Origin of the sequence: Colwellia sp. MB3u-45, assembly GCF_014077005.1 — a bacterium.
Classification (GTDB): domain Bacteria; phylum Pseudomonadota; class Gammaproteobacteria; order Enterobacterales; family Alteromonadaceae; genus Cognaticolwellia.
The window spans coordinates 18,816-32,437 of record NZ_JACGVC010000047.1; the positions used below are offsets into that span (position 1 = coordinate 18,816).

Here is a 13,622-nt window from a genome sequence, read left to right on the forward strand (position 1 = left end):
TATGACCGTAAATATTGAGTTAGCCCGTGGCTGATAAATTAATTTTTCAACAGCTTGCCCTTATCTACCCTCCACTTTATTTTTAGGGCTAATAGCCCGTTAAACTTGATAACGACCTGATAACGACTTGATAACGACCAGTGTAGACTTAAAAAAATTAGCGTTGCATAATCCCCTTACCTGCTGCCACTAAAACAAAACATGATTAAACACACCTCTGACTAAACAAGAAAAACGATCATAAAAACTACCGTGAAAATATTAACCCATTGTTTTATAATAACTTATAAGCTTATACATCCTATTAACCATTACGTGGAATTTTTATCTCAATAATGCTAATCAAGATTTTAACCGTTAAATTAATTTGATAAAAAAATTTGATTAATAACCGCAAAATAATTCACTTTCCAATTTTAAATTAACGGCCCATTATCAGCTTGAAAACACAAATATGATTTTTTATAAGGTAAAGAAATGAACATTGATACATATGCAGATACTGATATAGATGTTGATGATGATTCAAATTTTGATACGGGTATTGCTAGTTTTGAAATTGACTCTGGCTCAACCAATAAAAAAGCAATTAGAAAAACGGCAAAACAAAATTATCAAATAAGACAAAGATTAGATTCATTAAATGAAAAAAGATTTCTTGATAGAGAGCTTAATTCTTTAAGTGACTATTGGGACATGTAATGAAACATCAACGAGATTCAATATGAAAAAATTAATTTTAGCATTCGCTGTACTAGCATTAACGTCAACTGCAGCATTTGGCCAAGAAGATGAAACCGAATTAATGGCAGCCCCTTCAGAATATGTCGTCAGCCTTTTAGCAGAATGTAAAAATGACGCTGTAGAAGATGAAATTACTACATCAGACATGAACAGTTACTTATTAAACTGTATCAATGATGAGCTAGAAGCTAGCTATTATATGGCGATTAAAGTTCTACCTGAAGAGAACTGAAATTCATAATTTATGATTTAGAGTCTTTAACGTTAAGTCACTCAAATTACTTAGGCCATTTAATATAGTGGGTTGGTTAATTTGAGTGTGCTTATTTAATCAAATTCGTATTACTTCTCTCGATACTAAATTATTCACTTCAACTGCTGTTAGCTCATAGCCGTTTATCACCTTTGGTCACTAGCGTGTCACTTAGTACAACTAATTCAAGCTAACACTCACCATCTTGCCACTGCCCTGCATAAAGCCGACATAAGTAAAATAATGTATAAATGCTGAGCAAGGCTAGCATTTTTTTTTCGCTATTGATTAGCGTAAAATTGTATTTTTTGAAACAATGAATTCGCCACACTGTAATCACCACCATTAATATCTCCATCATCAACTTTATTATAATATTTGATTAATGATAAAGGGTTTGCTTAACTCGAACGATTACATTAGATTGACTAAGATGCAATCGATCAGCACTAATGGATGTTAAGCTCATAAATAAGGATTAAATTAGCTTGCTAGATACAAATAATGTACTTATTAGAAATAATGTTAAATTAATTGGCCAAGGCAGTAAAACCCTGTTTCTTGCCCATGGATTTGGCTGCGATCAAAATATGTGGCGCTTTTTAACGCCAGAATTGTCCAAGCACTTCACTATTGTATTATTTGATTATGTTGGCTCAGGTGCTTCTGATATATCTCAATACAGTAAAAGACGTTACAGTAAACTTGAAGGATATGCTGACGATATTATAGAAATCTGTGACACTTTAGAACTATCTGATGCTACTTTCATCGGACACTCAGTCAGCTGTATGATTGGTGGCATTGTTAGCATCCAACGACCTGAGTTATTCTCTAAGTTAATAATGATCTGTCCTACGCCCTGTTTTTTAAATTTTCCTCCTGAATATTTTGGTGGTTTTGATAAAGAAGATCTAAAAGAATTATTAAACCTTATGGATAAAAACTATATCGGCTGGGCTCATTATTTGGCACCATTAGTGATGGGTACAGCTAATTCAGATGATCTTATTGGCGAGCTATCGGGCAGCTTTTGTTCTACCGACCCTGTTATTGCCAGAAATTTTGCTGAAGTAACATTTTTATCCGATTATCGTTATCTTTTAAAAGCGATTAAACCGCCATCATTAATTTTACAAAGTGAAAATGACGCACTCGCTGCAGTCTCTGTTGGTGAGTTCATGGCTCGTGAAATGCCTGATAGTCACCTTAAAGTGATAGCCGCTAATGGCCATTGCCTACACATGACTCATCCTGAAGCTATTATGAATTCGATAATAGAATATGCGAAGTAATTAAAGTGGGGGAAAATAACATTGAGAATAACAGGGGATTAAATTACTCTCTTGATAGCTTTCCATGTGGTGCTTTAGTCACTAATTCCGCAAGAGTTATTACCTATATCAATTCATACTTTACCAAGCAACTATTGTGGCAGCCTAATGATCTTATTGGTAAAAGTGTGGATGTTCTGTTTACTCAATCTTCAAGAATATTTTTTCAAAGTTATTTAATTCCGACACTTTTACACGAAAAAATGTGTGAGGAAATGCAGCTCATTATATTTCATGCAGATGGACAACGTATTCCTATCACAGTGAATGCTAGTTTGAGTGCTGATGGTTGTATTTATTGGAGTTTATTCAATGCATCTAAACGAAATGAACTCTATGATGAGCTGATAAAAACCAGAGAAACACTTGAGATACAAGCTGAGGAATTGAAATTACTGGCCTCAACTGATGAGTTAACCGAGTTATTAAATAGAAGAGAAATGAAATTTCGCAGTAGCTTAATGTTAGAACAAGCAGCAAGATCTCATTACTCAGTAAGTTTATTAATGCTAGATGTCGATCATTTTAAAAAAATAAATGACACCATGGGCCATTTAGAAGGTGACCGAGTACTAAAAAAACTCGGGCAGTTATTAAAAGGATTTGGCCGAAAAACAGATCTTATCTCCCGTTTTGGCGGAGAAGAATTTTTGATCATGTTACCAGATACCAACAAAAGTGATACCTTATTACTATGCAGTAAACTACATAAGTTAATCGCTGAAATTAAAGTCGGCGACAGTTCGCTGACCGTAAGTATTGGCGTGAGCATTTGTGATGAGCAAATATCATTTATCGATTTATTTACTCAAGCGGATAATGCGGTATATAAAGCGAAATCGCGGGGAAGAAATAGAACCGAAGTTCATCTAAACAATAGTTAAACAATAGCTAAACAATAGCTAAAGACATCAATGCTTGAGCTAAATCTCAAATACCTCAGATCAATGATGTGATAACAAGTATTTAAAATTCGCCACTTCCCTATTTAAACACTCGCTGCCTTTGTAACTTTCGCGCAATAATAACCAGCACAATGCGTGTTAGTGGTTACCCTGATGTCTGAGTTATTTAAACCAAACTTTACCACCAATAAATTTATAAGCAGGTAAACCGCGGATCAAAGTATCTCGGGCAAAAGGTTTATAGCATTTTGGGCAAAGACAAGGTTCAACGGTATAATCTTGGCTGATCCGTTCTTTAAAGCTTTTTACTAAGGCTCCTTTGCCGCCCTTTCGGTATTTAAATAACAAGGTATTACAGCCCACACAAAAAATATCGATGGTTTTTGTTGGGCCTTTTTTATTCGGTTTTGCCATAAATTATGTCAGCGTACTTAGTCATTTTTAGTCTGTAAATCACATGAATATTTCATGCTAATGGTTATATTTTATAACAATAAAAAGCTACTATCTAAACTTAATAAGCTAGTTAGCTCACCATAACAGAAATGAGCCTGTTTTATACCTGCGCCACATAATTACCTAATAGCCTTTTGTATCAAGCGACTTACAGATAAATAGCAGATGTCAAATCAATGCCCTTTTATTCTGGTCAATTCCCATTAACTTAAGCTAGCTCAATTGAACCAGAGTACAAGAGTAAAAAAGTACCGCCTGCGCTTTCCATCGCTGGCGGTTTGTAGGTTAACCCCAAAATAAATCATCATTATTTGCAGATACCCTCAAGGCTGAATAACCTCAAATATTAAACCAAAACTGCGCAATGGCTTTTATCAGTAAGCGCTTGCTCATTGAGAAAATAAACGCTAGCGTAAAGTATAAATATTATTTTACCCTTTAATATAACCTTCAAACCTAGATAGCATTTTTATACTGGGTTATAGACAGGAACAAGACATGAACATCAGTAAAAGAACTTTTTTAAAAGCCAGTGGTGCAAGTATTGCCACCCTGTCTATTGCTGGACAAACCCTGACGTCATCGGCCCTTGCCGCTAGCCTAAATCAGCCTGATAACAAAGGCCAAAAGCAAGACCAAAGAGCAGCACTTAAATCGATTACAGGTACGGTAACAGGCATTAATCCAGTCGAGCGATTGGAGCGTATAGCCAAAGCACAAAAATTAATGCAACAACTTGAAATATCAGCCTTGATACTTGAACCCGGCGCCGCGATGGATTATTTCTCAGGTATACAATGGCGGCGCAGTGAACGTGTAACGGCGGTTATTATCCCACGTGAAGGTAAAATTTCTGTTGTTTGTCCTTTTTTTGAAGCGCCAAGCGTACGCGAGAGTTTAGCGGTTGGTGATGACATTCGTGTTTGGCAAGAGCATGAAAGTCCATTCGTTTTAATTAAACAAATATTAAAAGACTCAGGATTAAATAAAGGCAAAGTCGCCTTTGAAAATTCAGTGCGTTATTTTGTTATGAGTGGCGTTATGGCCCAACTTTCTACTATGCAGCATGTCAGTGCCGAGCCAGTAACGCTTGGTTGTCGTATGTATAAAAGCCAACATGAGCTTGAGTTAATGCACAAAGCCAATGAAGTGACTTTACTTGCCTACGCTCATGTTTTCGCTCAGCTAAAAATTGGCATGAGCCAAAGCGATGTAAAATCATTAATGCACACAGCCCAAGGGCAATTAGGCGGTAAAGGCGCATGGAATATGGCGCTATTTAATCAAGCCAGTGCTTACCCGCATGGCACTAAACAAAAGCAAATACTAACTGAAGGTTCGGTGGTATTAATGGATTGCGGCTGCAATGTTCATGGTTATCAATCTGATATCAGTCGTACTTTTGTTTTTGGTGAAGCAAGTAAGCGCCAGCGTGAGGTTTGGCAAACGGTTAGACAAGGTCAAGAAATTGCCTTTGAACAAGCAAAAATTGGTACACAAGCGGGCTTAGTTGACGATGCTGTGCGTAAATTTTATCAAAGCAAAGGTTTTGGTCCTGGCTATAAATTGCCCGGATTGTCGCACAGAACCGGGCACGGTATCGGCATGGAAGGACATGAAAGTGTCAACTTTGTTCATGGCGAAACTGAACGTTTAAAACCAGGCATGTGTTTTTCTAATGAGCCAGGTATTTATATTCAAGGTGAATTTGGTGTACGACTTGAAGACTGTATTTACCTAACCCAAAATGGCCCACAATGGTTTACTATGCCGCCAGCATCTTTGGACGATCCAATTGGAAAGTTAATTCAGCTGCAAACGCTTTAGCTTTTACTCTATCAATATGGCTAGCAACCATTGCAATACATGGTTTTCACACTTTATCTTTGCAACCGACCTGTCGGTCGGTTAAACTAGGGCTATTATGTTGTAAGATATTTTAAGGTAAGCCCATGAGAGACCCAGAGCAAACCCGCCAAAAAATACTAGAAGTTAGCGCTGATGAAATTCATCGAAAGGGTTTCAACGCCACTAGCTTGTCTTGTATTTTAGCTCGCTGTGAAATATCTAAAGGGGCGTTATATCATCATTTTGCTAATAAAATGGAACTTGGCTATGCGGTATTTGAGGAAGTTTATGCCCCCGCTTTTATTGCGCTTTGGCAACCGCCCGTAGAAGCTGAAGATCCCATTCAAGGCTTATCTGATTTTTTCAGTTCAATGTCTAAAGAGATGAGTTGTGATGAACTAGTCTGTGGATGCCCTTTAAACAACCTCTGTCAGGAAATGTCAGGCGTAGATGAAGGCTTTCGTATTCGCATACTGGCGATGCAACAACAGTTAAACTTATTAATTGCCACTAACCTATCGCGGGTTAGCAGCCAGTTACAACCAGGCCTTGATTTTAGCCAGATCGCTTACTTTATTGTCTCAACCTTTCATGGCTCTTCCAGTTTAAGTAAAAGCTCATTAAACAAAGAGCTGTTTGACAAAGTCATCAAAGAGCTTTGCCGATACATGGGCCAATTAAAACGTTAATGCTAAATTAACGCCTCACTGAGTTAACATTTCTTAACACTTTATCTTCTATCTTAAGCCTAAAAAGCATTTACATACCGCGCGGTCGGTATGTATAATAGCTGCAATTAAAATTAACTATATCTTACAGGGTCATCATGAAAAAGCTCTTAATGCTGTTGGTGTTATTCACTAGTTTTGTCCAAAACAGTATGGCAGTTGAAGCTACGCCATCAGTTTCTCCTTATCAAGTCATCGCTGTAACAGGTAATAACCTATTTACTAAAATTGCGAACAATCAAGATGCTTTGAAAAAATTTCCAGATCTAATGCGAGATATTGTTGAAGAAGAATTAATGCCATCTATTGATTATCAATATGCTGCGTTTAAAATTTTAGGTAAACATTTGCGACAAACAACGTCAGAGCAAAGAGTAAAATTTATTACTGCCATGCGTGCTTATTTGGTTCGCACTTATGCCAACGCTTTAACGCAATACAGTAATCAGAAAGTGTTATTTGAACCAGAAAGTCAACTGAGGGCGAATGTGAGATCAGCTTCTGTTGATGTCAAAATTATCGACACGGGTAAGCCAGATATAAATATTACCTTTCAAATGCGCAAAGACACCAAGTCGCAAGAATGGAAAGCCTACGACATGATTGTTGAAGGTATATCGTTAATTAGTAGCAAACAATCTGAAATTAATCGTAAGATATCAGATTTAGGCTTAGATCAAGTAACCTTAGAGCTTGCTTCAATCACCAGCTAACTTTACTCACTGATGCTATTACCGCTAAAAAAAGCCAGCATAACCTTTAAGGTTACTACTGGCTTTTTTTTACAACGCGCTAAATGTTACTCTGGAGCAGAACTAATCGTCATTTCAGAGACTTTATTAGCTTCAATATCTGCTTGGGTAAAGCGCAAAGGTCTCAATTGTGGTTGTTGTGAATAGAGCAAGGTTTGGTCTATGCTATGATCGCTGCCATATTCATGAGATTGAGAATAACTCAATAAACCTCTAGCAACTGGGCCATCATCGGTAAAGTTCACTACTGTCATCCAGCTGCTACCATAATTAATATGATAACCACCACCTTCAGCACTTAGTATAGAATCGCTATTTTGTGCCGGATAAACATGGCGAGGCAACAATGAACCGTCATTACCTGTGCGGGTATCAAAGACATTAAAGCCTCCTTCTATATTGTGAGAGCCTGCCCAAGGAATTTTGATACCTGAGGCACTGCCATCAGCTAAACTACGCTCAACAAACTGCACTGAACCCAATGTAGCATATAATGCTAACCCCGCTGATTCAACATTAAGCTGAGCTTGGGCAAACTGTTCCAGTGTTGTGGCATTATTTATTAAGCCACTAGGTGTGGTCAGCACATTATCTGCAGAAAAACTTTGTTGCCACTGCGGTTTTTGATTAAATAAAAAGGCAAACTCTCGAAATAAATGTGCCGCACTACTATTTTTATTAAAAGTACCATCCCAAAGCGCTAATGCCGCACAACCGTCACTGATATCAACGTCCTGTGTTTCAAGGCTAACTACTGTACTGCCTTGTGCTTGGCAAATGCTTAAAAGATCAGTCAGAATATTTTCAGCTAAATAGCTGCGATTACTTAATAAGGCTTGCTCGACCTCTGCCGGATTAAATAAACCATCACTGCCGGCACTATCTACCAATAATTTCTGTGCTAAGCGAGAACGTAGAGACTGCTGATTATCTACCGCACCATATAAAGGTGAAACACCTGTTATAGGCGCATTAATATTGGTAAGCCAATAGCTGTCATTTGAATTTTGGACAGAGTCAGTGCCAGAATATTGGGGTGCATTTTCATAGGGTACAGCGCGGTCAAAATCAAATGCGGATAAAAATCCCGGTAAAACAGTAAAGCCCGCAGCTTGCTTAGCACCAACAAGCAATGGATTTGTGGTCATTTCATTAATGGCTGTCGCAGTTAAATTGGGCACCGTTGAGTCATCAATATAGAAAACATTGCCGTCACTATCTGCTGACATAGTATTGTTAAAAATCACCCCATCATAATCAACAAAGGCTTGTTTAAATTCAGCAATATTACCCGCTAAATTCATCGCTAACCAGTGGTCGATAATATCGACATTACCCAAGTTAGCATCTTTTATGGCAAAGGCACTACCACCAGGGCCCCATGCAAAACTTCCCGGAACAACAACCATAGGGCCATGATGGGTTGAGTAAGTCATTTTCGCGAGTTTAATCGTTTGGCCCGGCCCCACAGCCACATCAATGGCGATTTCTTTACCTGTGATTAAACGGTTTGCTCCGTCAATCACTTGCGACATTTGTGCCGGATCGTTTGGATTCAATGTCAACTGATAAACCACAAAGTGCTCAGCTGATGAAAAAGTATGGGTCCAAGCCACATTTTCATTAAAACCAATGTTTACGACTCCTGGCATGCCGGTAAGCGAACTCCCCATAACATTCAAATGCTCAGGAATAGTAATATGGAATTGCCAAAAGCGTAAATTTCCCGTATGTGGAAAGTGTGGATTCGCTAACACCATGCCTTTACCGTTTTCAGTTTTATCTTTACCTAAGCCCCAACCGTTTGACCCCAAATCACTTGGGTTCTTTTTAGGGAGTGTAACAACCGGATTTGAATTAACTTTATACTGATTAACATCAGCACTTTGTGGGTAAGGTGCGAAATTTTCTCCTGGAGGAGCAGCTAAAAACATTGGCCCAAGAAAATTTGCGGCTCCTGGTAACAAAGCAATACCGAGTGTGTAAGTCAGCATATCAATATCACTAATCGGCTGTACCCAAGGCATGTTGGCACATGAGCCATCAATATTAGCAACACCCGTATCGGCTAAGTATTTATTATAACCTTGTGCATAGCCTGACAATAAAGCTTGGCTATTGCTTGAAAGTGACTTTATATTTTGTGCTGCATGCGCTCTAATTCCTAAGGTTAAAAAACCAAAGTCATTAATTAAATGCGCTGAGTCACCTGAACTAGGCACGATATCAGGGCCGTAATACTTTGCGCGTTGTGAGTTATATTTTAGGATTTGATCGGCAAGCATACAAATATTATCTTTAGCGAATGCATAACCCACGCCATACGACATACTTTCTAAGTTGTCGGCGGTAATGTGCGGTACACCATAATCTGTCCAACGAATATTTGCTGATAATACGCCATCGCCATCAAATGAAGGTACAGGTGTAACGACAACTGGCGGCGTAATCGGCTCTGGTTTTTCAGGTTCTGGCGTGCCAATATAGGTGTAGTCACCACCCCCACATGCTGATAACATTGAAAATAATCCTATGATTGACATAGGCTTTATTATATTTTTAATTGAATAATTCAAAACAAACTCCTTTTTAGTTCTATTATTTTTATCATACGTAAACTATTTTTGCCCTATCATATTTGCACAATAAACAACCAACCTCAAACCATTATTAGCAAAATCGCTGTAGTGAAATACTACAAAAAAGTCTTTTTTATTAATTTCAGTCAATAAAAAGTAAAAGCATTTTTCTTTCACTATTAAATAGCACTATACTCACTAAGTGGTCATCAATTTGCGTATAAATAATGCTTGCACCTAGTCTACCAAAAAATGAAAAATGTCGATTAGCGTCGTTAGATGCTCTGAACATATTAGATACTGATCCTGATGAGCGATTTGATCGCGTTACTCGCCTAGCTAAAAAGCTATTTAATGTGCCTATTGCACTGGTTACTTTAGTTGATAAAGAGCGCCAGTGGTTTAAATCTTCAATTGGCTTAGACGCCAAAGAAACGCCCAGAGATATTTCTTTTTGTGGCCATGCAATTCACCAAAAAAATACATTTATTATTGAAGATGCCTTACAAGACGTGCGTTTTTTTGATAATCCTTTGGTTGTCGACCTACCTGATATACGTTTTTACGCTGGTCATCCCATTGCCTCACCAAGCGGTGAAAACATAGGAACCTTATGTATTATAGACACAAAAACAAGAACCTTAAGCGAGGATGAAATTGCTTCGTTAACAGAGTTGAGTGCCTTAATAACGGATGAGTTTATTTCATGGCATGGGGCTACTATGGATGAACTAACCAATATAACGAATAGAATAGGTTTCAAACGTTTAAGTCAACATTCTATTGATAAGGCTGTTAGACAAAACAATGACTGTCATCTGGCTTATTTTGATCTTAATGACTTTACATTACTCAATGACAATTATGGCCATATGATTGGCGATCAAGTATTAAAACTATTTTCTGAACAATTGAAAGTCAGCTTTAGAGTGTCTGATGTTTGTGCCCGAATAGGCGGTGATGAGTTTGTGGTATTGCTGAGCGATACAGAGCTTGAAACAGCTAAACAAGTGATAAAACGTTTTGCTTATAATTTAATTTCTGTCAGTAAACACCTAGATCTACCTTACCAAATATCTTTTGCGCATGGCATTGTATCTTTTGATCAAAAAAAGCATATTAATATTGAGCATCTGCTTAGTGATGCTGATCAGGTGATGGATGAAAAAAAAGCAAAAAATAAGCAAAAAATAAGCATTATTAGCCCAACATCGTGGTACAAAAACCCAGTCACTGAACAGCGTTAAATTAATCATATTAATTTAACGCTTAACGGTTTTTAAACAAAACCTTACACCAATTTACTGCCCTGAAAAATTTATTTCACGCAAAATCTCTGATTTAAGTTGATGTTTATATAGTATTTTAAAATAAATAAAAGCACATGGCATTCATTAAATTATACTGCTAATAGTGATGGTTTGTTGGCTGTTAGCTTTACAAATCTATTATTGCTCGTCATCACTTAACAATATCCTTTAACCTTAATAACTTAACTTTTATAACTTAAATTTGTACAACATAAGCTTTACGACATAGGCTTTTTAAATAATTTTTTGCCTTCGGTTAATAAATGTTGCACCCCTGGATGTTTTACTTTCCGTTCAGGGGATATTAAGTAGTAATGCTCGATAATATCGTTAGTTCTACCAATAATTTCAACATCAAACTGCTCAACAACATGATTTTCAATCATAGTGGGCGCACAAAAAATACCGTATCCCGCCTGGCCAAAATATTTAGTTAACACTGAATCATCAAACTCGCCAATTACCTTGGGGGAAATATCTAATTCATTAAACCAAGACAAGACGTTTAAATGTTGGTTTGAGCCTTCGCCAGCGGTAAAAAAAGGCATACCATCAAGTGACATTGGAAAGTCGCCTGTTAATGATTGCGCTAATTTTTTGTCAGCAAAAAAACTTAAGCCACATTTACCTATCAAGTGACTATAGGCTTTTAATGGTGAACCTGTCGGCAGTGGAGTATCACTTAATACCGCGTCCAATTTATTCATCGCAAGCTCTCCAAGTAAAACATCTAAGCTAGTTTCCTTACACACCAGCTTGATAGAATTGTCTATGTCATAGATAGATTTCAATAAATTAAATGAAAAAACTTTCGCGATAACATCAGTGACGCCAATGGAAAAACGAAAAGAAAAATCAGTTGAATGATTTTTTAATGAATGCAGCAGTTCATCGCCTAAACTAAATATCTCCTGGGTATAACGAAAAGAAATACGCCCCATGTCATTAAGGACCAAACGCTTACCTTTACGTTCAAATAAGCTATAGCCTAATTGTTCTTCTAATAAATTGAGTTGAGCGCTCAGGGTTTGTGGTGTGATATGCATAACCTTTGCCGCCTGAGCAATACTGCCATGTGTTGCTATTGCATGAAAATACTGTAAGTGATGATAATTAAGCTTAGCCATATAACCTCTTTAATTTCCCTGTCACTGTTTAGCCTTCTAGCACTATACCTTAGCAACTTTTTGTTGATAAAAACACAGCTACAGTCGACTTTCATTGCGTTGAATTATTAGCTATAAATGTGTCATACAAGTTTAATTAATTTGCGGGGCTATTTTACACCTAGGGAAAATGACCAAATACAAGGCATTGATTTTAATAACGCGTTGTTCAGCACAATAGGCTCCTGCATGGTCTAATCAGTTGTATACATGCAACGATAATTATTAAATAAATAACGCAGGAATGGCTGGTTTTAACCAGGTGAAATGAGCAGAAAATTAGTGATATTGGTATGAGCTAGATCAAAGGAGATTTTATGGCAGAAAACATTATTGTTCTACGTTGGAAACAATTTATCCAAACTGATGCGAGTTCTGGCATTATTTTAGTATTAGCCGCAGTACTGGCATTGATAATGGCTAACAGTTTTTTTAGTCAGAGTTACAATGACTTCCTTGAGTTCCCCGTGAGCATTACGTTAGGCTCCTTTGCTATCAGTAAACCCTTAGTCTTGTGGGTCAACGATGGTTTAATGGCGTTATTTTTCTTTGTTGTTGGTTTAGAGATTAAGCGTGAATTATTTTACGGTCAGTTGTCACGTCCTGACCAGGTGGTATTACCCTTTTTGGCCGCTATTGCCGGTATTATTTGCCCGGCATTAATTTATGTGGCTTTTAATTATCAAGATGCGGTTGCTATGAATGGTTGGGCGATTCCTTCCGCAACAGATATCGCTTTTGCCTTAGGCATTTTTATTTTATTTGGCAAATACTTACCCCCTAGTTTAAAGCTGTTTCTGTTATCTGTTGCTATTATTGACGATATTGGTGCAATTATTATTATCGCCATATTTTACTCACAAGAGCTAGCCACTAACTCGCTTATTATCGCGGGTATAGGTTTAGTGACACTCTTTATTTTTAATCGACTTAAATTAGAGAACAAAGCGCCTTATATATTACTGTCAATTATCGTTTGGGCTGCGGTATTAAAATCAGGTGTACATGCAACTTTAGCCGGTTTTGCCGTCGCTTGGTTTATTCCTATCGCCCGTGAAAAGTCACAGTCTATGTCATATCAAATTGAACATGGCTTGCATCCATGGATAGCGTTTTTTGTGCTACCACTTTTTGCCTTTGCCAATGCAGGTGTGGGCTTAACCGGGGTTTCAGTTAATGAACTTTTCACCCCCATATCCATAGGTATTATTGGTGGATTATTCATCGGTAAACAATTAGGTATATTCGCGGCTTGTGTTATTGCCGTGAAACTAAAACTATGTCGCTTGCCCAAAGACGCCACTTGGACACAATTATACGGCGTATGTTTACTTTGTGGCGTAGGCTTTACTATGAGTTTATTTATTGGCTCACTCGCCTTTGAAGAGCAGGGTTTGGCTTATCAAACCCAAGTAAAAGTTGGCGTGTTAGTTGGTTCATTAATATCAGCCGTTGCTGGTGCTTGGTTAATCAGTCGATCTTCAAACAAATTAACCGTAACAAAAGGACAAAAAAATGAAAAATTTAAAACTTCTAATACTTAATAT

The 13,622-nt window shown here is 37.4% G+C and carries 12 protein-coding genes; 9 read left to right on the top strand and 3 right to left on the bottom strand.

Annotated elements, in window-relative coordinates:
• Nucleotides 1–477 precede the first annotated feature (477 nt).
• From H4J41_RS09650 to H4J41_RS09665, 4 genes are all read left to right on the top strand, one after another.
• The gene (locus H4J41_RS09650) at nt 478–702 is read left to right on the top strand and encodes a hypothetical protein (protein ID WP_182138348.1); all 225 of its coding nucleotides are present in this window, start codon (nt 478–480) and stop codon (nt 700–702) included.
• Between the two features lie 22 nt (nt 703–724).
• Nucleotides 725–976 (top strand): hypothetical protein, encoded by a 252-nt coding sequence (locus H4J41_RS09655; protein WP_182138347.1) that lies wholly within the window; start codon nt 725–727, stop codon nt 974–976.
• 509 nt (nt 977–1,485) lie between these two features.
• Complete coding sequence (locus tag H4J41_RS09660) at nt 1,486–2,292, top strand: alpha/beta fold hydrolase (protein WP_182138346.1); 807 nt, start codon at nt 1,486–1,488, stop codon at nt 2,290–2,292.
• A gap of 5 nt (nt 2,293–2,297) precedes the next feature.
• Entirely contained in the window at nt 2,298–3,215 is a 918-nt protein-coding gene (locus H4J41_RS09665; RefSeq protein ID WP_182138345.1) for a diguanylate cyclase, read from the top strand.
• Nucleotides 3,216–3,398: 183 nt separating this feature from the next.
• On the opposite strand, the gene H4J41_RS09670 is transcribed toward H4J41_RS09665, so the two are convergent.
• Entirely contained in the window at nt 3,399–3,650 is a 252-nt protein-coding gene (locus tag H4J41_RS09670) for a hypothetical protein (RefSeq protein WP_182138344.1), read from the bottom strand.
• 540 nt (nt 3,651–4,190) lie between these two features.
• On the opposite strand from H4J41_RS09670, the gene H4J41_RS09675 reads away from it, so the two are divergent.
• From H4J41_RS09675 to H4J41_RS09685, 3 genes are all read left to right on the top strand, one after another.
• A complete protein-coding gene (locus H4J41_RS09675; RefSeq protein WP_182138343.1) occupies nt 4,191–5,519 on the top strand; it encodes a Xaa-Pro peptidase family protein in 1,329 nt (442 codons plus the stop codon).
• Nucleotides 5,520–5,644: 125 nt separating this feature from the next.
• Nucleotides 5,645–6,229: a TetR/AcrR family transcriptional regulator gene (locus tag H4J41_RS09680; RefSeq protein WP_182138342.1), complete on the top strand. Its 585-nt coding sequence runs from the start codon at nt 5,645–5,647 to the stop codon at nt 6,227–6,229.
• Between the two features lie 137 nt (nt 6,230–6,366).
• Nucleotides 6,367–6,981 carry a phospholipid-binding protein MlaC gene (locus H4J41_RS09685; RefSeq protein ID WP_182138341.1) on the top strand — a complete coding sequence of 205 codons (615 nt, stop codon included), beginning with the start codon at nt 6,367–6,369 and terminating at the stop codon, nt 6,979–6,981.
• A gap of 86 nt (nt 6,982–7,067) precedes the next feature.
• On the opposite strand, the gene H4J41_RS09690 is transcribed toward H4J41_RS09685, so the two are convergent.
• A complete protein-coding gene (locus H4J41_RS09690; protein WP_182138391.1) occupies nt 7,068–9,563 on the bottom strand; it encodes an acylase in 2,496 nt (831 codons plus the stop codon).
• A 263-nt stretch (nt 9,564–9,826) separates the two neighbouring features.
• On the opposite strand from H4J41_RS09690, the gene H4J41_RS09695 reads away from it, so the two are divergent.
• Nucleotides 9,827–10,846: a sensor domain-containing diguanylate cyclase gene (locus H4J41_RS09695; protein ID WP_182138340.1), complete on the top strand. Its 1,020-nt coding sequence runs from the start codon at nt 9,827–9,829 to the stop codon at nt 10,844–10,846.
• A gap of 281 nt (nt 10,847–11,127) precedes the next feature.
• Here the strand turns inward: H4J41_RS09695 and nhaR are convergent, their stop codons facing one another.
• Nucleotides 11,128–12,036, bottom strand: a complete 909-nt coding sequence (nhaR, locus tag H4J41_RS09700; protein WP_182138339.1) for a transcriptional activator NhaR — start codon at nt 12,034–12,036, stop codon at nt 11,128–11,130.
• Between the two features lie 356 nt (nt 12,037–12,392).
• Here nhaR and nhaA point away from each other — a divergent pair, with 356 nt between their 5' ends.
• On the top strand, nt 12,393–13,619 hold the full coding sequence (gene nhaA, locus H4J41_RS09705; RefSeq protein WP_182138338.1) for a Na+/H+ antiporter NhaA: 1,227 nt from the start codon (nt 12,393–12,395) through the stop codon (nt 13,617–13,619).
• Nucleotides 13,620–13,622: the final 3 nt, after the last annotated feature.